A 25,205-nucleotide genomic window follows, 5' to 3' on the forward strand; every position below is an offset into this window, starting at 1 on the left:
TGGCGTCAGCGCCCTTCGGTCAGCCGCTGCAGCAGCTGCGCACGCCGCGCCTGGTCCGCGGCCTCCTTGGCCAGCGCACCGGGCAACAAGGCTGCGGCCTGCGCGGGCGACAGGACGAACAGGCCATCGTCGTCTCCGAGGGCCAGGTCACCGGGGCAAACGCGGGTCTCGCCGAGCTGGAGTTCGACATTCAATTCGCCCAGCGCCTCGCCACCCTGGGTGGTGACGGCGCTGATACCGCGATGGAAGACCGGCAGGCCGAGTTGACGAAGCGCCTGGACGTCGGTGATGGCGCCATTCACCACCACACCGGCCAGGCCCTTGATCAGGGCGGCCAGGGTACGCAATTCGCCCCAGCAGGCGCAGTGGGGATCGCCCACGGCCTCGATCACCAGGACGTCGCCCGGGCGACTGGCGATCAGAGCCTCGCGCAACAGGGCGCCATGGGGTAAGGGAATGCGCGCCGTCACCACCCGGCCCAGCAGACGCGTATTGGCCACCACCGGCTTGAGTTCGGGCAGATAGCCCGTGCGCCCGAGATGGCCCAGGGTCGAGGCGGCTACCTCGGCGTAGCCGGCGATCAGTTCGGCCGGCAGCTCGCTCAGGGGGCCGGGCATGCGGCCTCCCGGGGGCGGATCAGCGGGCAGTTGCTGCAGTATTCGGCGGGCGCCGTGGCCTGGTAGTAGAAGCAGCAGGTGCGCCGGAAGCGAACGGGGCGCCCAAGGGTATTGGCCGTCGCAGGCCGGCGGAACTGCGCCAGCGGATTGGTCTCCAGCCCAAGTTCCGCCGGCGTCGCCGCCAGCAGCCAGGCGAAATCCTCGGCGCAGCGGGCACGAATGGCCGGATCCTCCAGTTCGGCGAGGCGCCGGTCGTACAGCGAATAAAGCCGCACCGCGGCGTTCTCCCAGAGGATGCGGGGCGAGACGCGGCCAACCCGCGCCAGGGTCTCCCAGAGCGGCCGCAGCAGCTCGCCGAACAGGGTGCGGGCCAGCAGTGCTCGGGCCGTGGCGTGATCCTCCAGGGCGGGCAGCGGCCGGGTATCGCTGAGCGGCAGGGCCGATCGCCAGCGCCCCTGGACATGGCCATCCTCGATCCAGACATTGCCCGGCGTCAGGTCCAGGCGCCGGTCATAGGCCGACAGGGCCTGGAAGGCCACCCCGGTGGTGAGAAAGCCCAGCCGTTTGGTCAACAGCGACGCCGCGACCCGCCGGGTAGGCGCTGCCATCCGCTCCGCCAGGTCGTCGAGCAACTCGGCGCAGCGTGCGGCGTCCAGCCAGGCGGCCACCGGCTGGCTGTGCTGCCCGTCGCGCTCACTGGCTTCGCGCAGACCGAAGGTAGAACGCAGCTCGTCCCGCTGGGCGCTGTCGAGGGCGGGCCTCAGGCACATGGCGGTACCTCGCGACCAAAGGGAATGCACAGCGGCGTGCCGAAATAGGGATCGGCGATGATCCGGCATTCCAGGGCGAACACCTCGCGTACCAGGGCTTCCGTCAATACCTCTGCGGGTGCGCCCTGGGCGAAGGCACGACGCTGATGGACGGCGACCAGGTGATCGGCGTAGCGGCAGGCGAGATTGAGATCGTGCAGCACCATGACGATGGTCTTGCCCTCCTCCCGGTTCAGCTGGCGCAGCAGGTCCAGCACCTCGATCTGGTGCGCCAGGTCCAGGTAGGTGGTGGGCTCGTCCAGCAGCAGGCAATCGGTGTCCTGGGCCAGGGTCAGGGCGATCCAGGCGCGCTGGCGCTGACCACCGGAGAGATCGTCCACCGGTCGCTCCGCCAACGCCAGCAGGTCGGTGAGGCGCAGCGCCTTGTCCACCGCCGTGGCATCGTCCGCCGACCATTGGCGCATCCAGTTCTGGTAGGGATAGCGGCCCAGGCTCACCAGTTGCCGCACGCTGATGCCCTCGGGCGCCACCGGGGTCTGTGGCAGGACCGCCAGTTGCCGGGCCAGGGCGGCGGTGGACTGCCGGTGGATGTCCTGGCCGTCGAGCAGCACCTGGCCCTGGCGCGGTTCCAGCAGCCGGGCACAGGCCTTGAGCAGGGTGCTCTTGCCGGAGCCGTTGCTGCCGATGAGAACCGAGACACGCCCCGGCGGTAATTCGAGGTCGAGGGCCTCGATGATGGTCTGGGTGCCGTAGCCGAGGGTCAGGCCGCGGCTGGCCAGGGTTGCCATGAGGACTCCTTCAGGGACGCTGCCGGATCAGCAGGTAGAGGAAAAAGGGCGCCCCCAGGGCGGCGACGAAGATGCCGGCCGGCAGATCCAGGGGCAGGAACAGGGTACGACCCAGGAGGTCGGCGAGCATCACCAGCAACGCCCCCGCCAGGGCCGCCATCAGCGCCTGAGCGGCGAAACCCGCGGGCAGCAGGCGGCGGGCGATATGGGGCGCGATGAGCCCGACGAAGGCGATGGCGCCCCCCCAGGCGATGGCGACGCCGGCCAGGGCCACGGCCAGCGCCAGCAAGGCCGCGCGCTGCCGCTGCAGGCGCACCCCGAGGCCGCGGGCCAGGTCGTCGTCGAGTTGCGCCAGCACGGCGTGGCGCGCCAGGGCCGCCAGCGGCAGCAACAGGACCAGCCACCACAGCCCCAGGGCGCGCACCTCCGGCCAGCTGGCGCCATAGACGCTGCCGGTCAGCCAGACGTAGGCGGACAGCGTGGTGGTCAGCGGACTGAACACCAGCAGGAAGGTGGTGGCCGCGGCGAGCATGGCCGACACCCCTACCCCCACCAGCACCAGGCGTAGCGGCGAGGCGCCATGGTTCCAGGCCAGGCCATAGACCAGCAGCGCCGCCAGGCCCGCGCCGAGCATCGCGGCCAGCGGCAGGCCATGCGGTCCGAGGCTGCCGGCCAGAACCGCCAGATAGAAGACCGCCCCGGCGCTGGCGCCACTGGTGATGCCCAGCAGGTCCGGCGAGGCCAGGGGATTGCGCACCTGGCCCTGCAGCAGCAGGCCGGACACCGCCAGGGCGCTGCCGACCAGGGCGGCCAGCAATGCCCGCGGCAGGCGCAGCTGCATGACGATGAAGCTCAGGCCACCATGCGCGTCGTCGGCCAAGGCGGCCAGCACCTGGGTAGGCGTCAACCAGACCTTGCCCAGGCAGAGGCACAGCAGCAAGGCCGCCAGGGCCACCAGCGCGGCGACGGCCAGCCGCCCCAGGGTGGCCGGGGCCAGGCGGCGGGAGAAACGGCCGAGCCGCCAGACGATCTCAGCGGCCATGACGGCCTCCTCGACGCGCCAGATGGATGAAGAAGGGCCCGCCGAACAGCGCGGTCATGATGCCCACGGGCACCTCCTGGGGCAGGATCACCACCCGCGCCAGGCTGTCGGCCAGCACCAGCAGCAGGGCCCCGCCCAGGGCGCAGCCGGGGACCAGCCAGCGATGCTCGTGTCGCGCGCGGGCCAACAGTCCGCGCACCAGGTGCGGCACCATCAGGCCGATGAAGCCGATGTTGCCGGCCAGGGCCACGGCGCTGCCGGCCAGGCAGATCACCAGCACCCCGGCCAGCAACCGGATCAGCCCGATGGGCTGGCCCAGGCCGCGGGCCAGGTCATCACCGGCGACCAGTACATCGAGCTGCCCGGCCAGGACCACGGCGGCGGCCAGGGCCAGCAGGCTTAACACCAGCAGGGGCGCAGCCGTGGTGAGGTTGCGCTCCCCCACCGAACCGGCCAGCCAGAACAGCACGCTGTCCAGGCCCTCCTGGTTGATCACCAGCAGCGCCTGGCTGAAGGCGGTGAACAGGGCCGCCAGGGCGGCGCCGGCCAGCACGATGCGCAGCGGCGTCAGGCGCGCCTGGCCCCGGTTGCCCAGGGTCCATACCAGGCTGCCGGCCACCGCCGCGCCCAGCAGCGCGCAGAGTATCCAGCTTTCGGTGCTGGACAGGCCCAGCAGGGTGATGCCCAGCACCAGGGCAAAGGTGGCGCCGGCGTTGATGCCGAACAGCCCCGGCGAAGCCAGGGGATTGCGCGTCATGGCCTGCATCAGGGCGCCGGCCACCGCCAGATTGGCGCCCACCACCAGGGCGACCAGCAGGCGCGTCAGCCGGGTGGTGTTGACCAGGGTTGCATCCAGCCCTAGCGAGGGATCCTGCACCAGGGCCGCCACTACGCTAGTGGGCGCGATCCAGCGGGCGCCCACCGAGAGACTCAGCACGGCGATCAATGCCAGGGCCAGGGCGAGCAGCAGCAGTCTGAGGGGTGCGCTCATGCGGCCCCCTGTTCGGCCAGGACGCGCTGGATGTCGTCCAGCAGCAGATTCGCCGCCAGTATGCCGCCGCCCAGGCTCCAGGCCACCCCATCGACCCGCCAGACCTGCCCGCGCCGGGGCGCGCTCAGGCGCTGCCAGAGCGGGTGCTGGACCAGACTCGCGTAGTTGCGCTGCACCGCGGCCTGGTCGGCACGCAGGAAGACGAAGAAGACGTCGGCCTCCACCACCGGCAGGCTTTCCCGCGAGGTCAGCTTGATCGAGGGCGCGGTGCTGCCCTGGCTGGCCGCCGGCCAGGCGAAGCCCAGCTCGCTGAGTACCCGCCCGGCGAAGCTGTCGGGCAGATAGCTGCGCAGGTGATCGGCGCGCACGTCCAGCACCGCCACCGTCGGCGGCCACTGGGCGCCGTAGTGGCGTTGCAGCGCCTCGCGCAGACGGAGGATGCGCGCCTGCCAGGCCTGCAGCAGGTCCGTGGCGTCCGCTCCACGCCCCGCGGCGGTACCCAGGGCCAGCAGGGTCTGTTTGAATTCGAAGACCTCCTCCAGCATCACTACCGGGCACAGCTGCTGCAGCAACGGCGCGATCCGGCCATGGCGAAAGCGCGAGGCGACGATCAGGTCGGGCGCCAGCAGTGCCAGGTCCTCCAGACTCGGCTGGGTTTCCAGGCCCAGCGAAGGCACCCCCGCAAGCGCCGGGCGTAGATAGCGATAGACGGGCTTCTCGCTCCAGGACTCCACCACCCCGCAGGGCCTGAGCCCCAGGGCCACGGCGCTGTCGGTGGCGCCCTGGAACAGCGTGGCCACACGGGTTGGCTGCGCGCGGGCCACGCCCGGCTGCAGCGCCAGGCCGGTGGCGAGCACGCCGCCGAGCCCGAGGAGCCGGCGGCGGGTTATTACTGAGGAAACACTAGGGGGCATGGCTCACCTGATGAAAGGGATTGACCACCCTGCCCTTGCCGAACGGCATGCTGCCGGGCCCACCGGCCCGCTCGATCATCGGGCGCAGCAGCCACTTCTGCGGCCAGTCCGGTGCCTCGAACAGCGTCTCCCGAAGCAGTGCCCGGGCCTCGGCGTCGAAGTCCAGGGCCGCGATGCGCTCCTCCAGCACCTCGCGCAGCAGCGTCCAGGCGGCGGTCAGCGGGACAGCGTAGCAGCTCGCGACGGTCTCGAAGATGGCCCTGAGGTTGACCTGGATGCCCAGGGTCTGGAACCAGAACAGCAGGTCGCGCGGATGCTCGTGATAGAGCGTCTGGGCATGACCGGGCTTGATCCGGTACTGCGGATCGGCCAGCCCCTGGCGCTCCAGCCAGGGCACGTACAGGCGCAGGGAGTCATGGTCGCGTAGCAGCAGACCCTGGATGCGTCCGGCGCGCCAGACCAGCACGGCGTTCTGCCCGTGCACCTCGCCGAGCAGGCCGAGGCGGAACAGCCGCAGGTTGAGATCGATGAAGCTGTGGCACAGCTCACCCAGCAACAGCTGGACATTGGCCGGGGTCGGCGCCAGCGCCCGGGCCGCCAGCCAGTCGTCGAAGAAATGCCGACGGCTGCCCGGCAGTGGCGTACCGAGCGCGGCCATGGGCAGCAGGCGGCAATCGGGATCGGCCAGCAGCGCCGCGGGATAGCCGCGCACCATGGCCGATAGATGCCGCGGTGCCTCGTCGAACAGGGTCGCTGCCGGTGGCATGAAGGCCCACCAGCGAGACTCGTCGCACAGGTGCAGGCTCTCGGCGAGCACCGGGTCCAGGGCCCGCGCCTGGCGCAGCAAGGCTTCGCTGCGCGAGCCGTTGATCATCTTCACCGCCGGCAGGTAGCGCGAGGCGCCCAGGGAATGCACCGCCATGGGCAACTTCAGCTGAGTCACGCCCGCGCCCTCCTCCATCAGCATGGATCGCAGCGACGAGGTCGCGTGGCAGCGAGCGCCGGCGTAGTCCAGCTGCTGGCAGACGCCGCTGGCGAAGGCCTCGTCCAGCCGACCCGGCAGACCCTCGGCGAGTTGCCAGGGGTGTACCGGTAGCGCCACGTGAGTCGCCGCCAGGCCGCGCTGCTGCAATTCGGCCTGCAATTCGGCCAGCGCCGCCGGGGTCAGCAAGTCGGGCGCCGGTCCCTGGGAATCGGCCACCACGCCCTCCCCACACAGCAGCTGATCGCGGCGCACCGCGACCCAGGCCAGGCGCACGGGTTGGCCGAATTCGGCCTGATAGGCCTGGTAGTCGGTGTCGCTCAGCCCCAGCTTGGCCTTGGCCAGGGGGTGATAGGGTCGATCCCGCAGGGCCGCCCAGCGTTCCAGTTGCAGGAAGGCGGCCTGGCCGTCGCCCTCCAGCAACGGCCCCGGGACCAGGGGTTGTTCCAGGGACAGCCGGGTCTGCCGCAGACTGGTGGCCAGGGTCTCGCGCAACAGCGCGATGCCCCGCGCCTGCTCGGGATCGGCGGCCGCCTCGGCGAACACCAGGGAGACGAAGGCCTCCGGCGTGAGGGTGCTCCAGGCGTCGCCCTGGCGCGCCAGGATCGGCGTACCGGGCACCTTCACCCAGGCCTGGGTAATGCCCGGGCGCACCCGCGCGGCGATGAAACGCTGCTCGCGGGGATCGCAGCAGCACTCCCAGAGGCGCTCCTCCGGGGCGGCCGGCTGCAGCGCGGCGGGATGTTCCGTGGTCGCGGCCGCCAGGGTCACAGGCATGGGGGCGAAGACGTCTTCGGCCAGCAGGCAGTCGAACAGGTCCTGCAGGATCAGGTCGGTGGCGAGGGTCTGGGCGTTCATGGGGATTCTCCGCAGGAATGGGCGGTCAGGCGGGCCTGCAGGGCCCGAAAGGCGATGCCGCGCTCGTCGCCGAGCACGAAGGTGGTGACGCCCCGGGCGCGCCAGAGGTCGAGGTCCTCCGGCTGCCGGGGGATGGCGCAGTAGGGTGTGCCCTGCCGCTGGGCGGCGGCCCAGGTCTGGCGCAGGGCCTCCTGCACCTCGGGATCGGCGAGGCGCCAGGGGTGGCCGAGGGACTGCGACAGGTCCGCCGCCCCTTCGAGCAGCAGGTCCCCCCCCGGCACCGCGGCGATTTCCGCCGCCCGGGCGACGCCCGCGGCGCTCTCGATCATGGCGACTATCAGGATCTGCGCATTGGCGCGGTTCACGTAGTCGGCCAGGCTGGTCTTGCCGAAGGAGCCCGGGCGACCGGCGTTGAGGCTGCGCTCGCCCTCCGGGTGGTATTTGCAGGCGCGCACCGCGGCGGCCAGCACCGCCGGGTCCTCCACGCAGGGCAGCACGATCCCCTGGGCCCCGGCATCGAGCAGGCGCAGCAGCCGCTTGGGCTCGGCGTCCGGCACCCGCACCAGCGGCGTGAGGTCGTAGCTCTCGGCGGTGCGGATCATGTTCTCCAGGGTTTCCGGATTGATCAGCACGTGCTCCATGTCGATGATCACGAAGTCGTAGCCGGCTTCGGCGATCAGCTCGATGCTGGCGGGCGTGGGCAGCGAGGCGAACAGGCCGTGGCTGGGCGTACCGGCCGCCAGGGCGGCCTTGAGTCGATTGCGCCTCAGCATGCGGCGGGCCGATAGGGATGCAGGGGGTTGGCCACCGCCTTGAAGCGCCGCTCGCCGTCACCCAGCAGGCGCCGCTTGGTCAGCTCCTCCACCTCGAAGGTGGGGGCGAAGACGTCGAACAGCGCATAGCGGTCCCGGTGCTGGGGATGGGCGCGCTGGTAGTCGAGGATGACCGTGGCGGTCGCCTGCCAGAAGTCGGCCTCGGCCAGGGCGAAGTGCTGACGCAGGAACACCGCCAGCTCGCCCAGGGCGATGAAGAAGAAGGCATCGCAGGTGAAGTCGCGCACCGCCGCCACGTCCTCGGTGAGGATGAAGGAATTGCGGTTGATCCGCGCATGACTCGCCGGCAAGGGCTCCAGGGTCGGACGCAATTCCGGGCGCGCCAGGTGGCGCTCGGCGTAGCGCACGCCGTCGTGGAAGTCCTTGAGGGCGATGCGCAGCGGCCAGCCGTCGCGGTGGATCAGCACGATGTTCTGGCCATGGGACTCCATGCCGATGCCTTCGGCGTGGAGCATGTGCATGAGGGGCGTCACCGTGACCTTGAGCAGTTGCCGCAGCCAGGCGTCGAGGCCGTGGCGCTCGATCCAGGCGGCGACGAAGGGCCATGGCGCGCCCTGGCCGTAGCGATTCTCCACCTGGGTCAGGCCGTTGAAGGGTACCGCCTGTTCATCCGCGCGCAGATAGGCGTGGATGCTCTCGCGCCAGACGGCGCCGAGGGTGCCGTAGACCTGCCCCGCCCGGCTGACCGGCAACGCACGACTGTCGTAGGCGGCGCCGGCGATCTCGCCGAGCACCACGAAGTCCAGGTCGCGGGCCGTGGCATCGGTTGCGATCAGGCGCTGCAGCCAGTCGGTGATGAGTGGGCCGTTGAGCACCGTGTGGCGCGCCAGGATGCGGGTGCTGGAGGTATTGGTCAGGCACATCGCCAGCTTGACGTAGGGCCGCTCGGGCGCGCTGCGATTGGCCAGGGGGCGGATGGACTGCTGGGCCGCGTACTGGTCGCGGGAGGTGCCCAGGTAGAGCAACTCGCCGCTCACCAGCTCGGGCTGGAACAGCGCGGCCAGGTGTTGCTCCCATTGCCAAGGATGCACCGGGATCAACTGATAGTCGTCCAACGACCGACCCTGTTCGCGCCACTCGGCGGCCAGGGCCGTCCAGCGCTCCACCCCGAACTCCGCGGCGATGAAGGCCGGAAAGTCCAGGCGGCGGGAGTGCCCCACCGAGGCCCGCGCGCGCGCCAGGGCCAGCCAGACCAGCTGGATCGACTCACCGAATTCCGGTCCGTAGCGGCGATTCTCGGCCAGCGAGAAGCCGATGCGCGACTTGTAGCAGGGATGATAGCCATGGGCGTCCATGAAGTGCCGCTCCAGGGCGTCCACGTCCAGCTCGTGGGCCGGGCGGTCAGGACGATAATCCTGACGGCGCGACTGCAGGTCCTTGAGCAGCGTCTGCTCCAGCTCCTGGACGAAGCGCGGCCACAGCGGCGAGTCGCTCTGCTCGCCGAGCAATTCGGCCAGGGTCTCGTGCAGCGTCGGCGCGCGGCTCCCCTGGGCGTCCTGGCGCACCAGGCGCTGCGGATCCAGGCGGATCAGGCCGAAGCTGGCAGCGGCGGGCGCATAGCCCAGGTACTGCACGGGTGTGCCATCGGCGGCGGTACCGGCCAGGCGATACGCTGCCAGACCCTCGGCCACCGGCTGGACCTCGGCCCTGAGCACCTCTTCGTAGATCAGCGTCTGCAGCAACTGCGCCACCACGCGCTGCTCGACCTGGCGATAGAGAGCGGCGTCGGCGGGCGATGGCCAGGACTGCGCGGGGAGTGAAAGCTGAGCGGTCATGAGTACCTCCGAACGGAAAGGGGTTGAGCAGCGGGAAAGCGCCAGGCCCAGGGCAGGGCCAGCAGGATGAACAGGCCGGTGGCGATGAAGGCGTCCTGTATGGCGACGCCGGTGGCGGCCTGGCGCGGGCCCCAGCCGGCCGCGCCGCCCAGGCGCAGTTCCAGCCACAGGGAGGCGGCCACCACGGCCACCGAGGACACCAGGCGCCGGGCGATGTTGTTCATGGCCGCGCCCTGGGTGACCTGGGCATCCGGCAGGCTGTTGAGGCCGGCGGTGGTGGCCGGCATGTACGACAGCCCCAGACCGACGCCGCGGAGCACCATGAGCGCGCAGATCCAGGCCAGCCCGGCATGGCTGCCGACCACACCGAGGGCCAGGGTGGCGAGACCGCTGAGCGCCAGCCCGGTGGCGATCACCCCGCGGGGTCCGCGGCGGTCGAGCAGGCGACCGCCGACCTGGCCGAACAGCGCCGCCGCCAGGGCCGTGCAGAGCAGCGCCAGGCCGGTCCAGAGGGCGCTGTGGCCCAGCACCAGCTGGACCAGCAGCGGCAGCAGCACCAGGCATTCGAACATGCCCACCGCCTGGACCACGGCGATGATGACGCTGGCCCGATAGCCGCGCAGGGCGAACAGGCGCAGCGGCAGCAGCGGATGGCTGCGCTGCAGCTGCAGCCGGACGAAGGCCAGCAGGCAGAGGAGTCCGGCGCCCAGGGCGAGCAGATTGAGGGGGTCGGCCAGCGCCGCCAGCTCGCGCAGCCGGCCGAGGGTTACCAGCAGCAGCCCCAGGCCACTGGCGATCAGTAGGTAGCCGGCCAGGTCGAAGGGCTTGCGTTCGCGGGGGCCATCCGCGGGCAGCACCACCTGCCCCATGGCCAGGGCCAGCAGGCCCACCGGGACGTTGAGCAGGAACAGGGCGCGCCAGTCGAACACCTCCAGCAGCAGACTGCCGCACAGCGGCCCCACCGCCGGCGCCAGCATCACCGCCCCACCCCACCAGCCGGTCACCCGGCCACGCTCCTCCTTGGGATAGACGGAAAAGATGATGCCCAGTGCCAGGGGAATCATCAGGCCGCTGGCCACCCCCTGGACCATGCGCGCCAGCAGCACGCCGGCGATGGAATCGGCCAGGGCGCCCAGCGCCGAGCCGGCGATGAAGGCCAGCAGCCCGAGGCGATAGAGTCGCCGCCGCCCGATGCGCCCGGCGAGAAAGCCGGTCAGCGGCATGGTGATGCCCATGGCCACCATGAAGCCGGCGACGATCCAGCTGGCCAGCAGCGGCCCCAGGTCGAAGGCGGCGATGAAGGCCGGCAGCGCCGGATTGAGCGCGGTATTGGCCAGGCTGACGGTGACCGTGCCCAGCAGCACGTTCACCGCCACCCAGACCCGCGGGATCGCAACGCTCACGCCGGGACACTCCCGTTGCCGGCGAGGAACAGCTGCCGCGGGCGCGGATGGCAGAGGAAATCCGCGTGGGAGATGTTGTAGCCATAGGCGCCGGCCAGGGGCAGCACCAGCAGGTCGCCGACCCGGACCTCACCCAGCGGCTGGCCGCGGCTGAGGATGTCCTTGGGGGTACAGAGCTGACCCACCACTGTCCAGGCCTTGCCTCCAGTCGCGGTCGCCCGCCCCTCGCGGGGCAGGTGCAGCACCGGATGATCGTGCCCCTGGGCCACCGGCAGGCGGAACTGATGGGTCCCGCCGCGACAGACCAGGAAGTGCTGGCCGTGGCTGGTCTTGGTATCCAGCACCTCCATGGCGTAGTAGCCGCAGAAGGCCGCGAGGAAACGTCCCGGTTCGAAGCGGATCAGCGGCGGCTGCGCCTGTTCGGCCAAGCGGGCGCGCAGGTGCCCGCACAGCCGCGCCCAGTCGAATCGCCGGCCTTCACGGTAATCCACGCCAATGCCGCCACCGACGTTGAGCCGCACCACGCTTTCCGGGCGCCGGGCCAGGCCGCGCCAGTGCGGCCAGCGCTGCAGGTAGAAGTCCAGCAGTTGCAGATGGCGCTCCACCGAGTGCTGGTGCGACAGGGCATGCACATGGAAGCCCTGCAGCTGCAGGTGGCTGGCCGCCTCTACCGCCGCCACCGCGGCGTGCAGATCGGCTTCGTCGAAGCCGAAGGGCGTCGCCGTGCCGGCCATGGCCAGGGTGCTGGTCAGCCCGGCCGGCAATTGCGGATTGATGCGGATGTACACCGGCTGCGGCCGTCCCAGGGAAAGCGCCAGGCGTTGCAGGCGCTGGATCTCGCCGAGGCTCTCCAGGTGGATGGCTTCGACCCCGGCGCTCAGGGCGGTGCGCAGGTCGGAATCCAGCTTGCCCGGACCGGAGAAGATGAACGGCTTGCGCTGCGGGCAGGCGGCGAGGCGATCGATCTCGCCACCGGAGGAGATCTCGAAGCCATGCACCAGCGGCGCCAGGGCCGCCAGGATCGGCGCCTCGCTGTTGGCCTTGATGGCGTAGTACAGCTCCACGCCCGGGGGTAATTCGGCCATCAGCGCGGCGACGTGCCGTCGCAGGGCGTCGAGGTCGTAGACGAAGGCCGCCAGCGGATCGCCGGACTGCGCCTGGGCCTCCACCAGGGCGGCGCGGACCGCGGCAGGTAGCTCAGCCATGACGCACCTCCGCGCCCCAGGGGCAAGGCAACTGCACGTAGCCGGCGTGGCGATCGGCCTGGGCGGCGAGGCGCACCTTGAGATTGGTCTTGCAGGGAATCGGCTGGCCGGCGATCAGCGCATCCAGCTCGGGCGCGGCGCGTTGCAGGTCCCGGCGGATGGCGATCAGCTCGGCTTCCACCTGCCGCCACAGGCGCGGCGCCAGGTGCGGACGCTCCCAGCTCAGCGCCAGCACCGCCTCGGCGAGGTTGTTGACGAACAGGCAATAGGCGATGCGCCGCCAGCCCTGGTCGCGACTGTAGAGCAACGACTGGCGCACCCGGGACTGGACGTGGGCGTCCAGCGCCTCGGCGCCGAGGGTATCGGTCAGCTTGATGCCTTCGAAGTCGCGCAGCAGCAGCCGGACGGGCCGGCCGTTGTCATGCACCAGCACGCAATTCTGCAGGTGCGGCTCCAGCACCACGCCGTGCTCGAAGAACAGCCGCAGCACCGGCCCCAGCAGCAGTCGCTGGTAGTCCTGGAACCAGGCCAGCCGGGTTTCGTCGCTGACCGGCTGGCCACCGCAGCGGCTGAGGAAGTCCTGCAGCAACGGCTGCAGGCGGGTGTCGCGGGCGAACAGGGTGCCGGCCAGCAGGCAGCAGTCGGCACCATGCTCCAGGCAGAAATTCTCGCGCAGGATGGCGCCGGTCTGCTCGCGGAACCAGCGCTCGTCCTCGGCACTGGCGGCCGGCGGCGCCCAGCTCAGGGCACCCGGCTCGCGCACCATGTCCAGCCCCGCCACCCGCCCTTGCAGGCGCTGCATGAGGCGGTCGACGATCAGGGTGCTTTGCAGTTCGTACCAGGCGTTCTTGCGCACGCAGTTGGTGATGCGCACGTTGAGCGAGCCCTTGATGAAGAAGGCATGGCCTGGGCGGTACCAGGTGCGCATGGAGGCGGTGGGATTGGCCAGGGCGCCGCTGGCGCCGAGGTCGCGGATCACCCCCTGGCTGACCAGCGCCCGGACCCGGGGATCGCCGAGGAACAGCTGCGCCTGGACCGGGTGCAGCACGATGCGCGCCCGCTCCGGGGCGGCCTGCGCCTGGTCCACGAAACCCTGCAGCACCTGGGCGTCGCTCAGGCCGTTGCCGGCCACCTGCAACCCGGCGCGGGGCACTTCCAGCACGTGCATGGGGGTGCTGGTGTGCAACTCCGGAGCATAGGCTTCGGCCGGCAGGGGCTCCGGCCAGCGCCGTGCCTTGGGTGCCGGGTGATTGGGATGGCCGAACCACAGGCCCTGCTCGCTGGCGAGGTAGTCGCTGAGCGGCGCGGGATGGCGCGAGACCTGCGCGTGGTCGACGATGGCCGCGGTCAGGTGCTGGCTCTGCAGGACCTGATGCAGCAATTCGCCATTGTGGGCGCCGGCGAGTTCTTCGCAGGCCTCCAGCAGAAAATCGATGAAGGCGGCGAAGTCCGGGCAATGCCAGGCCTGATCCCCGCGCCGGACATAGATATCGGAGAGATAGCGCTGGCTGCCGAGTTCATCCTGCCGATCGACGACGAGGAAGAACTGGCGGTCGCCGGGAAAGGCGATCAGCAGGGGCACGCCGCCGTCTTGCAACCAGCCGAGATAGTTGGCCGGGGCGATACCGCGCCGGTCTTCCGGCCAGGCATAAGACAGGCACCGTTCCGGCAGGGCGAATTCCTTGATGAGGCAATTCATCAGGGCGTGGGAAGACGCCAGCTCGGTGACGATGCGGGAAAGCAGCGTGGATTCTAGAGAAGTCATGGCAGTGTCCAAGAGGTTGCGCGTCCCTGCGGGCGATCCGGTGTCACGGCACTCGGGTGGTGCCTTGTGCTCAGCCACGGGGCTCGGCCAGGGCCGCCACAAGGGCCGCCTCCAGGCGTTCGAGCAGCACCAGGCAATGGCTTTCCTGGAGGATCAGCGGCGGCAGCAGCCGCACCACGTTGCCGTCCCGGCCGCCGCGTTCGAGCAGCAGTCCCTGGGCGAAACAGTGGCGCTGGATGGCCGCCGCCAGGGCGGGATCGGCCGGCAGGCTGCCGAGCGCATCCGCCGCGCCACCCGCCTCGACGATTTCCAGGCCCAGCATCAGCCCCAGCCCGCGGACATTGCCGATCGCGGGGAAACGCTCGCGTAGCCGCTCCAGATGGCGCCTGAGCCAGCCCCCGAGCTGGGCCGCATGGCTGACCAGGCCGTCGCGCTCGATGACCTCCAGGGTGGCGAGCCCGGTGGCCATGGCCAGCTGGTTGCCGCGGAAGGTGCCGGTATGGCCACCGGGCTCCCAGGCGTCGAACTCCCGCCGAATCGCCAGCAGGGCCAGCGGCAGGCCACCGCCCACGGCCTTGGACAGCACCAGGATGTCCGGCTCGATGCCGGCATGCTGGCAGGCGAACAGCGCGCCGGTGCGGCCGAATCCGGTCTGGACCTCGTCGACGATGAGCAGGATGCCGTGCTCCCGGGTGACCTGGCGCAGGGTCCGTAGCCAGGCCACCGGTGCCGGATTGACGCCGCCCTCCCCCTGCACCGCCTCGACGATCACCGCCGCCGGCCGGCAGACGCCGCTCTCCACGTCGCCGAAGAATCTTTCCAGATAGCGCGCCAGGGCCGCGGCGCCCTGCTCGCCGCCCAGCCCCAGCGGGCAGCGGTACTCGTGGGGATAGGGCAAAAATTGCACTCCGGGCATCAGCCCGGCCACCCCCTGCTTGGGCGAGAGATTGCCGGTCACCGCCAGGGCACCGTGGGTCATGCCGTGGTAGCCCCCGGAAAAGGCGACCACGTTGCTGCGTCCGGTGACGCGCTTGGCCAGCTTCAGCGCCGCCTCCACCGCATCGGCACCGGACGGACCGCAGAATTGCAGGCAGTAGTCTTCCGCGCGGCCCGGCAGCAGGCCCAACAGGCGCTCGCTGAAGGCGTCCTTGAGCGGCGTGGTGAGATCCAGGCTGTGCATGGGCAGGCCGCTGCCGAGAAAGTCGGTGATGGCCTCGGTGACGGCCGGATGGTTATGCCCCAGGGCCAGGGTGCCGGCTCCGGCCAGGCAATCCAGGTAGGTCTTGCCTTCGACGTCGGTCACCCAGACCCCGGCGGCCTTGGCGATGGCCAGCGGCAGCTTGCGGGGGTAGCTGCGGACCCTGGATTCGAAGCGTGCCTGGCGAGCGAGAAAGAAGGCGTTGTCGGCTGTTGCGGTATCGCGACTGAGGGATGGTTGAAGCATGGCGTCAGACCTCTGGACGTTTATCTTTGTAAACGATAATCAGTTTCATTCTCATCCTTCAACCGCGATTCCCGAAAAAGATCGAGTCTTTGAAGTCGCGCCACTTTCACCAAAATGCGGGCGATAAAGGGCCCGAACGCCCGGCGGGTCCGCCCTTGAAATCACGTGTCAACACGCCTGATAGGCAGCTGTTCCCGCTCTGTACGCCGCTCACTCCTGTCGATGAATGACGCCTGAGGGGCCACCGTTCTGCCCCTCGTTGGCGATGCGCGGAAGTCGCCCCTGCGCCGGGCGGCGACACGCCTTGCGCAGGGGTGGATAACGCCAGCTCAGAACGCCAGGGTGGTGGAAAAGACCAGGGTCCGCGGCGTGGAGATGGTTAGGCCCGGTTCGCTGTCGTCCGAGGCGCCGGCGGAGGCCCAGTAGCGCTCGTTCATCACGTTTTCCACCGAGGCACGCAGGGTCACGCGGGTGGCGTCGACCTTGAAGGCGTAGCGCGCGCCCACGTCGAAGCGATGCCAGGCGTCGATTTCCTTGCTGTTGGCCTGGTCCAGGTACTGGGAGCTGGTGTAGATCCCCCGTCCGGTCAGGGTCAGGCCCGGCACCGCCGGGATGTCCAGTTCGGCGCCGAGGTTGGCATTGAGCCTGGGCGTGGCCGGGGCACGGTTGCCATCGAAGGAGCCGCCGACGGTGTCCTTGAGTTCGCTGTCGATGTACATCAGGCCGCCGAGCACGCGGAAGCCGGCCAGCGGCTCGCCGAACACGCTCAGCTCCACCCCGTCGTTGACGCGCTTGCCGTTGGGACCGAAGACGCGGCTGGTGGCGTTGGTCTCGTAGGCCGGCTGCTTGATGCGGAAGGCGCTGGCGGTCACGGCCACCGCGCCGAAGTCGTACTTGGCCCCCACTTCCGCCTGGCGGCTGATGAAGGGCGGGAAGATCTCGTCCTCGTTCAGCGCGGTGGACGGCGCGATCTTGCCCTGGCTGAGGCCTTCCATGTAGTTGGCATAGAGCGACAGCCGCTCGGTGGCCTTGAACAGCACGCCCGCCGAGGGCGAGACCTTTTCCTCGTCGTAGGCGGTGGGTTGCTTCACGCCGTCGGACCAGTCGTCCACCTTGACCCGCTGCCAGCGGGCGCCGAGGGTGACCAGCAGGCGATCGTCGAAGAAGCCCAGGGTGTCGGCCAGGGCCACGCCACTGAAGCGATTCTCGGTGTAGTCCTTGCCGTCGGAGCGGGTCTGGACACCTGGCGCGGGCAGGTTACTGGGGTTGTACAGGTTGCTCGGCCCACTGGCGTAGCGACCGCCGCCGTTCTCGAAGTCCATGTAGAAGTAGTCGGCGCTGACGTTGAGTTCGTGGCTGATTGGTCCGGTCTGCAGCCATTTGCGCGCGCCCAGGTTGGCGGTGCGCACGTTCTCGTCGCGGGTGAAGTCGCGCGGCTGGACGCTGAAATCGCCGGCGTTGTTGGTGATGGAGACGTTGTGGCGGAGAAAATCATGATCGCTGCGGCGCGCGCCCACGGCGCCATAGACCATCAGCGAGTCGTCGACGTCGAATTCGCCACGCAGGGCGCCGAAGGTGTCCTTGGTCTGGGCGCGGGTCCAGCGCTGGGCATAGTTGTGGCGCACGTCGTCGGCATCGGGTACCCGGGCGTTGGCCCCCACCAGCACCCGCTCCTGGGGCGCGTCGGTGTCGCGTTCGGTGTGGCCGAGATCGAGACCCAGGCGCAGGCGCTCCACGCGATAGTCCAGGCCGAGCACGCCCATCTGGCGATCGACGTGCTGGTGATCCCAGGTGGTGTCGCCCGCTTGCTTGACACCGTTGAAGCGCAGGCCGAAGCGATTGTCCTCGCCGAAGCGACGCCCGATATCCACGGCCCCGCCCACCTGGCTGTCGGATGCATAGCTGCCGGTGATTTCGGTGATGGGCTGGTCGGTGGCGCGCTTGGGCACCACGTTGATGCCGCCGCCGACGCTGCCGCGGGGCGAGATGCCGTTGAGCAGCTGGCTCGGCCCCTTGAGGATGTCGACCCGCTCGGCCATCTCCATGTCGATGGAATAGGTCGGCAGCACGCCATAGAGACCGTTGTAGGCCACATCGCTGTTGAACAGGCTGAAACCGCGGATGGTGAATTGCTCGAAGCGACCACCCGACGGATTGGTGGAGCGCACCGAGGGATCGCTGGCGATCAGGTCGGTCAGGGTGCGGGCCTGAAGATTCTGCACGGTCTGGGCGGTGTAGGACGTCTGGCTGAAGGGCGTGTCCATGAAGTCGCGATGGCCCAGCAACCCCTGGGAGCCTTGCCGCGCGACCTGGCCACCGGCGTAGGGGGCGTCGTCCGCCTGCAGGCTGGAGGCGACGATGGAGGTACTGGCCAGCTCCTGGACGCCACTGTCCTGGGGGGCCGGCGCCAGGGTGAAGTCACGCTCACCCAGCGGCTGCAGCCGCAGCCCCGAGCCGGCCAGCAGCCGGCTGAAGCCCTCCTCCACCCCATAGTCGCCGTTGAGCCCAGCGCTGGCGCGCTTGCCCACCAGTCCCGGATCCACCGCCAGGTTGACGCCGGACTCCGCGGCGAAGCGCGTCAGCGCCTGGGCGAGACTGCCCGCGGGAATCTCGTAATGCCGGCGGGCCGCCTCCTGGGCCAGGGCCGAAGCGGCCCACCAGGGAGTACCGCTCAACGCCACCAGCAAGCCCGTGCGCAGCAACGGACGCAATACCAACGTCACCATCGAATCCCCCTCCTTTTGGTTGTCCTATGCCGTTAATGACCGACAGGTACGAAAAAGGGGACAGACTTTTCAGACGGCGACCGAACGGGGTATCAGGGTCACCCAGAAGCGGGTACGCCACTGCAGTTCCACCGGCAGCGTCGCGGCCAGCAGCGTCAGTACCCGGTCGGTATCGGCGAGCTGAAAGCTGCCGGTGACCCTGAGATTGGCCACCGCGGGATCCCAGCGCAGCAGGCCAGGACGATAGCGACTGAATTGCTGCAGGAATTCGCCCAGGGGCTGGTCCTGGGCGATCAGCACGCCCTGGCGCCAGCTCAGCAGGGTCGGCGAAAACGGCTCGATGGCGCCGATGCCCAGGGTACTCAGGCGCAACTGCTGGCCCTTGCCCAGCGCCAAGCCGAGGCCCATCAGCGGCCGCACCTCGACGCTGCCGCTGACCACGCGCACGTCACAGCCTTCATCGTCCTGCTGTACGCAGACCTCGGCCTGTTCCACCGTCAGGGTGCCGAAGCGGGTATCCAGCGTCAGCGCCTGGGTACCGGGTACGCGCAGCGAGAGCTCGCCGCGCACCAGGGTCAGGCGCCGCCGGGTCTGATCCAGGTCCACGGCGGTCGCGGTATTGAGTTGCAGCAGGCTGCCATCCGCCAGGGTCAAGCTGCGGCGTTCGCCCGTGGCGGTGCTGAGATCGGCGGTCCAAGCGTCCAGCGGCAATTCCCGGCTCAGCCACCAGCCGGTCGGTACCACCACCGCCAGGCCCAGCAACTGGCGCAGGGCGGTACGCCGAGTGCGCTCGGCCGGCTGCAGACTGGCCATGGCCAGCCGCGACGGCACCGCGGCGAAGCGCTGTTGCAGCTGCAGGGCCGCCTGCCAGGCGCGCTCGTGCTCGGGATGGGCCTGGCGCCACGCCTGCAGCTGCTGCCGCTCGCGCTCGCCGACTGCGCCGGACTCCAGCAGCGCCAGCCATTCCGCGGCGTCGCGGATCGCCCGTCGCCGCCGGTCCTGGCCGCTCAGCACAACTCCGCCAGCAGGCAATGCTCGTAGGCCTGCGCCATGTATCTCTTGATGGTGCGCTCGGAGACGTGCAGGCGTTCGGCAATCTCGCGGTAGGTGAGGTCCTCAAGCTGGCTGAGCAGGAAGGCCCGCCGCACCGCGGCGGGCAGGCCATCGAGCAGCTCGTCCAGCGCCTGCAGGGTTTCCAGCAGCAGCCAACGCTCCTCGGGCGACGGCACGCAGGCTTCGGGCAATGCCATCAGGGCATCGAGGTAGGCCTGCTCGAGGCTCTTGCGCCGCTGGAAATTGATCAGCAGGCGTTTGCCGATGGTCACCAGATAGGCCCGCGGCTCCTGCAGTTCACCGAGCACTTCGGGATTGCGCAACAGCCGCAGAAAGGCTTCCTGGCTGAGATCGGCCGCATCCCATTCGCTGCCCAGCCGCCGGCGCAACCAGGCCTGCAGCCACCCGCTGTGGTCGAGATAGAGCCGATGAAGGTGACGCGTGGACGCGAGAGCCATATCACTCATGCCGGGTGCTACCTGCTCGTCGATGCTTAGATGATATTGATTCTACTTTACATGGATCATCCAGGACCAGTCCGGAGCCGTCTATTCCCTGCGCTTTCGCCCTAAAGCTGGGCAATGGCCAGCATGGGCCTCAGCCCACCAGGCTTTCCGCGGGCGCAGGCGAGAGATCGACGCTCCGGCAATAGTCCATGAACAGCCGCGTCGCCTTGGTCGGTTCGTTGTTGCGCAGGTAGGCCATGATGAAGGTGGAGGCCGGCATGTCGTCGTGGATGTTGACCTGGGCCAGGCGCTTGCCGTCGTAGGTCAGGTCGGTGGTCGGCCGGGTGACCAGCACGGAAAAGCCCAGGCCCTGCCCCACCATGCAGCGCACCATCTCGATGGAGGGCGAGCTGTAGGCCACGTTGGGGTGGTAGCCCTTCTCCCTGAAGATGTCGATGAAGTAGTTACGGCTGGGCACCACGTCCAGCAGGATCATGGGCTCGCGACTCAGCTCCTTGAGGGTCACCGCCTTCTTGCCGGCCAGGGGATGGGCGATGGGCAACAGCGCATAGGGCTTGTGCGGTGCATTGAGCTTTTCCTTGGTGATGGAATCACCCAGCTCCAGGTCGTAGAGAAACACCAGGTCGAAGCGTCCGCGGTGCACCCCGTGCATCAATTCGTGCTGCTCGCCATCGTGCAGCTGGATGGTGATCTCGGGATAGAGCCGCTTGAAACCGGCGACCAGCTTGGGCAGATAGAGCGGCGCCGCGGATTCGAAGCAGCCGATGGCCACGGTGCCCGAAACCAGCTCGTTTTCCGCCTTGGCGTTCTGTTCCAGTTCCTGGGACAGCCGCAACAGTTCCTTGGCCTTTTCATACAGCCGACGGCCACTGGCGGTGAGCGAAACGCCCTGGGCGTGATGGCGAATAAACAACTTCTGCTCGAAACTTTCCTCGAGGTTCTTGATGGCGACGGAGATCGACGGCTGGGATATATGCAGTTGTCGCGCGGCCTCGACGATGCTGTCTTCCTCGACCACCGCGACGAAATAGTGAAGTTGCCTCAGGGTAAAACGCGTCATGGCTCATCCATAGGATAAAACTTTGCAGAACGCATATCTGCATAGAGCAATCTGCCGAAGCGAAAGCCATGCCATCCGCCTGAATGCCACCGCGCGGCCCGCCCTTAGCGGTGCTGCACGCGCTGTGACGTGCCGACGAAAGCCCCTGCCGCACAGGTTAAAACGCACCAAAAGACTGCACTCCGGGTGCTTATGATTGCATCTTGCCCTGCCTTGGGGCGTATAGCGCTCAGAACAAGATGCCGCCTTTCACTACTTAGGAAAAGGCTATGCAACGACCTGTAATTTGTTAATTGACGATGAGTCTGGCGGACGCCAATTCTGTTCCTGGCAACAGTGCGAACGCTTCAGGAAAGTTCGCACTTTCTTTGAAATGGCGACGGGTTGGCTCACCATGACTTTCGACTGGAACTACATGTTCAGCCTCATTGGCGACACTCAATTCTGGCTGGCAACCTGGACGGTCATCAAACTCAGCACCCTCACCTGGATCATCAGCATCGCCCTGGGCTTCTTCATCGCCCTGGCGAAACAGTCACGGTATCCGGCGCTCAGCCTGCCTGCTCGCGGTTACATCTGGTTCTTTCGCAGCGTGCCGCTGCTGGTGCTGCTGATCTTCATCTACAACCTGCCCCAGGCGCTGCCGGCGACCTCGGTGGTGCTCGCGGATCCCTTCTGGGCCGGCCTGATCGGCCTGGTCATCAGCGAAACGGCCTATGTCGCCGAGATCCACCGCGGCGGCCTGCTGTCGATTCCCAAGGGCCAGGGCGAGGCGGCCCGGGCGCTGGGCCTGCGCTTTCTCGGCACCCAGTGGCGCATCGTCATCCCCCAGGCCCTGCGCGTGGCCCTGCCGTCGCTGGCCAACGAATACATCTCCATCGTCAAGCTCAGCTCGCTGGTCTCGGTGATCTCCCTCACCGAGATCCTGATGGTCGGCCAGCGGCTCTATTCGCAGAACTTCCTGGTCATGGAGACCATGGTGGCGGTGGCCTTCTACTACGTGCTGATCGTCACCCTGTTCGACTTCCTGCTCAAACGCCTGGAGCGCTTTCTCGACGTCACCCAGCGCAAGGTGGTGCGGACCCCCGATGCCCAGGTGCTGGCCCTGGCCAACCAGGCCTCGACCGCCAGCACCAGGCCGCAGTGGGATGCCGGCACCCCGGCGCTGCAGGCGGCGCGGCTGCACAAGGCCTACAACGACGTCGAGGTGCTGGGTTCGGTCAACCTGCGCATCCAGCCCGGCGAGGTGGTCTCGGTGATCGGCCCATCGGGCTCGGGCAAGACCACCCTGATCCGCCTGCTCAACGGCCTGGAGCAACTGGACAACGGCGAGATCCGCATCAACGGCCAGCCCTTCATCCACCTGCGCAAGGACGGCGCCCAGAAGCCCCGCTTCGTCGAGCACAGCGAGCATCGCCTGGACATCGGCATGGTGTTCCAGAGCTTCAACCTCTTTCCCCACCTCACGGTGCTGGACAACCTGCTGCTCGCGCCGCGCTATCACCGCCTGGATACTCCCGCGGCGCTCAAGCAGCAGGCCTATGCCCTGCTGCACAAGGTCGGGATGCTCGACCACGCCTGGAAGTATCCGCACCAGCTGTCCGGCGGCCAGCAGCAGCGCGTGGCCATCGCCCGGGCGCTGATGATGCGACCGCAGATCATGCTGTTCGACGAGCCCACCTCGGCGCTGGATCCGGAAAAGGTCAACGAGGTGCTGCAGGTGATCGAGGCCCTGGCCCAGGAGGGCATCACCATGGTGATCGTCACCCACGAGATGAACTTCGCCTTCAAGGTCTCGGACCGCATCGTGTTCATGGAAAAGGGCCGCGTGGTCTGCGACGACGCGCCCGCGGTACTGCGTAACGGCCAGCATCCGCGCGTTGAGGCCTTCCTCAAGGACGTGTCCCTGGCTTGACCCCCACCCTTGGCTTCTGGAGAACAGAGATGATCGAGCAAGCGCAAATAGACAGCTTCCACCGAGACGGCTACCTGGTGGTCGAGAACCTGCTGACCGCCGACGAGATCGCCACCCTGCAGGCCGATTTCGACGGCTGGGTGGCAGAGAGCCGCAGCCACGCCGAAGCCTGGGGCGAAACCCAGGATGGCCGCGCCCGCTTCGACGTCGAGCTGGACCACCGGCCCGACCACCCTTCCCTGCGCCGGGTCAGCTCGCCCACCGAAATCTCCGCGGCCTATTGCGAGGTCGCACTGTCCTCGCGGATGGCCCAGGTGGCCGCCCAGTTGATCGGCGGCAGCGGCACGAGATTCCACCACAGCAAGATCAATTCGAAGCTGCCGCACACCGCCACCCAGGTGAAGTGGCACCAGGATTTCCTGTTCACGCCCCACAGCAATGATGACGTGCTCACCGCGCTGCTGATGGTGAGCGAGGTGACCCCGGAGAACGGTCCCCTCACCGTCATCCCCGGCAGCCACCGGGGTCCGCTCTGGTCGCACTGGCAGGACGGTCGTTTCACCGGCGCGGTCGACGACAACGTGGTGGCCGAGCATTGCGGCGAGTCCGTGGCCTGCTTTGGCCCGGCCGGCTCGGTGTGCTTCATGCACACCCGCCTGCTGCACGCCTCCAGCCCCAACCAGACCGAACTGCCGCGCACCCTGTTCATCAGCGTCTACGCCGCCGAGGACGCCCTGCCCTTTGGCGAGAATCCGCTGCCCAGCGAGCACGCCGGGGTGCTGGTGGCCGGCCAGGAAAGCGGGCTGGTGCGCAGCGTGGCCAACAGCGTGCGGCTGCCGCAGAAACCGCGCGGCGCGTCCTTCTTCGTCCAGCAGGCCGGGCTCGACCAGGCTGCCGTTTGATCTTTCCTACCGCTCAAGGAGTTTCGCCATGCAAAGATTCAGCAGCGCCTCGCTTCACATCCTCTCCACCGCCGTACTGGGCGCCGGCCTGGCGCTGGTCTCCAGCCTGGCCTCGGCCGACTTCCTGCAGCCGGGCAAGCTGGTCGCCGGTTCCGACCTGACCTTCTTCCCCTACGAATACGTGCAGGACAACAAGCCGGCCGGCTTCGACATCGAATTCGTCGACGGCCTGGCGAAGTTCATGGGCCGCTCCGTGGAGACGATCGACACCCGCTTCCCCAACCTCATCACCGGGCTGCAGGGTGGCCGCTTCGACATCACCAACTCCTCGATGTACATCACCGCGGACCGCCTCAAGGTGATCGACATGATCCCCTACCTGAAGAGCGGCGAGTCGATCATCGCGCTCAAGGGCAGCAGCTATCAGCCCAAGAAGCCGGAAGACTTCTGCGGCCACAAGATCGGCTCCATGGGCGCCACCTCCTGGCTGCAGCAGCTGCACAAGCTGTCCGACGAGTACTGCGTGAAGAACGGCCTCAAGCCCATCGCCGTGAGCGAATACGGCACCGATCCCCAGACCACCCAGGCACTGCTGTCCAAGGCCGTGGAGGCGCAGATCACCGACGCCGCCGTGGCCCGTGGCCTGGTGGAAAAGCTCGGCAATCGCGTGGTGATCTCCTCGGACACCCTGATCTATCCGGTGCTCAACGGCTTTGGCGTGAAAAAGGGCAACGACGCGGTCAAGACCGCCCTGGTGGATGCGCTCAAGCAATACAGCGCCACCCCGGAGTACGCCGCGCTGCTGAAGAAATACAACTTCCAGGCGCCCACCGAGGCGGACATCGCCGCCCTGATGCCCAAGCCCTGAGCCTTACGGAGTCACGACCATGGCACTTTCTCACGAGGAACGGCTGCGCATCGATCTGGCGGCGACCTTTCGCGTCATCGCCCACATCGGCATGCACGAAGCCGTCGCCAACCACTTCAGCGCCGCCGTTTCCGCCGACGGCAAGCGCTTCCTGATCAATCCGAAGTGGAAGCACTTCTCGCGCATCCGCGCCAGCGACCTGCTGCTGCTTGATGCGGAGGATCCGCAGGGCGCCGAACGGCCGGACGTGGATCGGACGGCCTGGTCGATCCACGGGCAGATCCATCGCCTGCTGCCGGAGGCCCGGGTGGTGCTGCACCTGCACCCGGTCTACACCACGGCGGTGGCCTGCCTGGCCAGGCCCGAGGTGCCGCCCATCGACCAGAACACCGCGCGCTACTTCAACCGTATCGCGGTGGACGAACTCTACGGCGGCATGGCCGACACCGAGGCCGAGGGCGCGCGCCTGGCCGGGTTGCTGGATGGCAAGCAGCGGCTGCTGATGGGCAATCACGGCGTCATGGTGATCGCCCCCACCATCGGCCAGGCCTTCGACGACATCTGGACCCTGGAGCGGGCCTGCCAGATCCTGGTCACCGCCTGGTCCACCGGCCAGCCGCTCAAGGTGCTGTCCGCCGAGGTCGCCGAAAAGACCGCCCGCGCCTGGGAAGGCATCACCGACTTCTCCGAGCAGCACTTCGCCGAGATGAAAGAACTGATGATCCAGCAGGACCCCTCCGTGCTGGATTGATCGCCGCGGAGCCTCTGAGCTCCGCCTTCCTACTGCTTAGATGACGGCCGCACCCTGCGGAGCGGCCGAAGGGTAC

21 protein-coding genes are annotated in these 25,205 nt (G+C 68.5%); 4 read left to right on the top strand and 17 right to left on the bottom strand.

What is annotated here, in order from left to right; translation table 11 throughout:
- Positions 1-5: 5 nt before the first annotated feature.
- The 17 genes from PSEK12I1_RS0116970 to PSEK12I1_RS0117050 all read right to left on the bottom strand — a co-directional run bounded on the left by PSEK12I1_RS0116970 (position 6) and on the right by PSEK12I1_RS0117050 (position 20,693).
- Positions 6-617 (bottom strand): RraA family protein, encoded by a 612-nt coding sequence (locus tag PSEK12I1_RS0116970; RefSeq protein ID WP_027602331.1) that lies wholly within the window; start codon positions 615-617, stop codon positions 6-8.
- Positions 602-1,387: an IucA/IucC family C-terminal-domain containing protein gene (locus PSEK12I1_RS0116975; RefSeq protein ID WP_037007046.1), complete on the bottom strand. Its 786-nt coding sequence runs from the start codon at positions 1,385-1,387 to the stop codon at positions 602-604. Before PSEK12I1_RS0116975 ends, PSEK12I1_RS0116970 begins: the two co-directional genes overlap by 16 nt.
- Positions 1,378-2,175, bottom strand: a complete 798-nt coding sequence (locus tag PSEK12I1_RS0116980) for an ABC transporter ATP-binding protein (protein ID WP_027602333.1) — start codon at positions 2,173-2,175, stop codon at positions 1,378-1,380. The genes PSEK12I1_RS0116975 and PSEK12I1_RS0116980 overlap by 10 nt, the downstream gene beginning before the upstream one ends.
- A gap of 10 nt (positions 2,176-2,185) precedes the next feature.
- Positions 2,186-3,217 (bottom strand): iron chelate uptake ABC transporter family permease subunit, encoded by a 1,032-nt coding sequence (locus PSEK12I1_RS0116985; protein WP_027602334.1) that lies wholly within the window; start codon positions 3,215-3,217, stop codon positions 2,186-2,188.
- On the bottom strand, positions 3,207-4,208 hold the full coding sequence (locus PSEK12I1_RS0116990; protein WP_027602335.1) for an iron ABC transporter permease: 1,002 nt from the start codon (positions 4,206-4,208) through the stop codon (positions 3,207-3,209). The genes PSEK12I1_RS0116985 and PSEK12I1_RS0116990 overlap by 11 nt, the downstream gene beginning before the upstream one ends.
- On the bottom strand, positions 4,205-5,122 hold the full coding sequence (locus PSEK12I1_RS0116995) for an ABC transporter substrate-binding protein (RefSeq protein WP_037007047.1): 918 nt from the start codon (positions 5,120-5,122) through the stop codon (positions 4,205-4,207). The genes PSEK12I1_RS0116990 and PSEK12I1_RS0116995 overlap by 4 nt, the downstream gene beginning before the upstream one ends.
- Positions 5,112-6,962: an IucA/IucC family protein gene (locus tag PSEK12I1_RS0117000; protein WP_027602337.1), complete on the bottom strand. Its 1,851-nt coding sequence runs from the start codon at positions 6,960-6,962 to the stop codon at positions 5,112-5,114. Before PSEK12I1_RS0117000 ends, PSEK12I1_RS0116995 begins: the two co-directional genes overlap by 11 nt.
- A complete protein-coding gene (locus tag PSEK12I1_RS0117005) occupies positions 6,959-7,735 on the bottom strand; it encodes an HpcH/HpaI aldolase/citrate lyase family protein (RefSeq protein WP_027602338.1) in 777 nt (258 codons plus the stop codon). The genes PSEK12I1_RS0117000 and PSEK12I1_RS0117005 overlap by 4 nt, the downstream gene beginning before the upstream one ends.
- Positions 7,729-9,570 (bottom strand): IucA/IucC family siderophore biosynthesis protein, encoded by a 1,842-nt coding sequence (locus PSEK12I1_RS0117010; RefSeq protein ID WP_027602339.1) that lies wholly within the window; start codon positions 9,568-9,570, stop codon positions 7,729-7,731. The genes PSEK12I1_RS0117005 and PSEK12I1_RS0117010 overlap by 7 nt, the downstream gene beginning before the upstream one ends.
- Entirely contained in the window at positions 9,567-10,973 is a 1,407-nt protein-coding gene (locus PSEK12I1_RS0117015) for a DHA2 family efflux MFS transporter permease subunit (protein WP_027602340.1), read from the bottom strand. The genes PSEK12I1_RS0117010 and PSEK12I1_RS0117015 overlap by 4 nt, the downstream gene beginning before the upstream one ends.
- Positions 10,970-12,178: a type III PLP-dependent enzyme gene (locus tag PSEK12I1_RS0117020; protein WP_027599313.1), complete on the bottom strand. Its 1,209-nt coding sequence runs from the start codon at positions 12,176-12,178 to the stop codon at positions 10,970-10,972. The genes PSEK12I1_RS0117015 and PSEK12I1_RS0117020 overlap by 4 nt, the downstream gene beginning before the upstream one ends.
- Positions 12,171-13,943, bottom strand: a complete 1,773-nt coding sequence (locus PSEK12I1_RS0117025; protein WP_027602341.1) for an IucA/IucC family siderophore biosynthesis protein — start codon at positions 13,941-13,943, stop codon at positions 12,171-12,173. Before PSEK12I1_RS0117025 ends, PSEK12I1_RS0117020 begins: the two co-directional genes overlap by 8 nt.
- A 70-nt stretch (positions 13,944-14,013) precedes the next feature.
- Complete coding sequence (locus PSEK12I1_RS0117030; RefSeq protein ID WP_027602342.1) at positions 14,014-15,387, bottom strand: diaminobutyrate--2-oxoglutarate transaminase; 1,374 nt, start codon at positions 15,385-15,387, stop codon at positions 14,014-14,016.
- Positions 15,388-15,716: 329 nt separating this feature from the next.
- Complete coding sequence (locus PSEK12I1_RS0117035; RefSeq protein WP_027602343.1) at positions 15,717-18,113, bottom strand: TonB-dependent receptor; 2,397 nt, start codon at positions 18,111-18,113, stop codon at positions 15,717-15,719.
- A gap of 69 nt (positions 18,114-18,182) precedes the next feature.
- Positions 18,183-19,127, bottom strand: coding sequence for a FecR domain-containing protein (locus tag PSEK12I1_RS0117040; RefSeq protein ID WP_051399135.1), 945 nt, complete (start codon positions 19,125-19,127; stop codon positions 18,183-18,185).
- Positions 19,121-19,633 (bottom strand): sigma-70 family RNA polymerase sigma factor, encoded by a 513-nt coding sequence (locus PSEK12I1_RS0117045; protein ID WP_027602345.1) that lies wholly within the window; start codon positions 19,631-19,633, stop codon positions 19,121-19,123. The genes PSEK12I1_RS0117040 and PSEK12I1_RS0117045 overlap by 7 nt, the downstream gene beginning before the upstream one ends.
- A gap of 130 nt (positions 19,634-19,763) precedes the next feature.
- Positions 19,764-20,693 carry a LysR family transcriptional regulator gene (locus tag PSEK12I1_RS0117050; protein ID WP_027602346.1) on the bottom strand — a complete coding sequence of 310 codons (930 nt, stop codon included), beginning with the start codon at positions 20,691-20,693 and terminating at the stop codon, positions 19,764-19,766.
- A gap of 394 nt (positions 20,694-21,087) precedes the next feature.
- Between PSEK12I1_RS0117050 and PSEK12I1_RS0117055 the strand changes: the two genes are divergently transcribed.
- From PSEK12I1_RS0117055 to PSEK12I1_RS0117070, 4 genes are read left to right on the top strand one after another with little or no spacing between them, the layout of a single operon-like run.
- Positions 21,088-22,608: an amino acid ABC transporter permease/ATP-binding protein gene (locus tag PSEK12I1_RS0117055; RefSeq protein ID WP_027602347.1), complete on the top strand. Its 1,521-nt coding sequence runs from the start codon at positions 21,088-21,090 to the stop codon at positions 22,606-22,608.
- 29 nt (positions 22,609-22,637) lie between these two features.
- Positions 22,638-23,510: a phytanoyl-CoA dioxygenase family protein gene (locus PSEK12I1_RS0117060; RefSeq protein WP_027602348.1), complete on the top strand. Its 873-nt coding sequence runs from the start codon at positions 22,638-22,640 to the stop codon at positions 23,508-23,510.
- Between the two features lie 28 nt (positions 23,511-23,538).
- Complete coding sequence (locus tag PSEK12I1_RS0117065) at positions 23,539-24,378, top strand: ABC transporter substrate-binding protein (protein WP_027602349.1); 840 nt, start codon at positions 23,539-23,541, stop codon at positions 24,376-24,378.
- Positions 24,379-24,397: 19 nt separating this feature from the next.
- Positions 24,398-25,129, top strand: a complete 732-nt coding sequence (locus PSEK12I1_RS0117070) for a class II aldolase and adducin N-terminal domain-containing protein (RefSeq protein WP_027602350.1) — start codon at positions 24,398-24,400, stop codon at positions 25,127-25,129.
- The last annotated feature ends 76 nt before the right edge of the window (positions 25,130-25,205 follow it).

It is taken from the genome of Pseudomonas sp. MOIL14HWK12:I1, assembly GCF_000510705.1.
Lineage (GTDB): Bacteria > Pseudomonadota > Gammaproteobacteria > Pseudomonadales > Pseudomonadaceae > Chryseomonas > Chryseomonas oryzihabitans.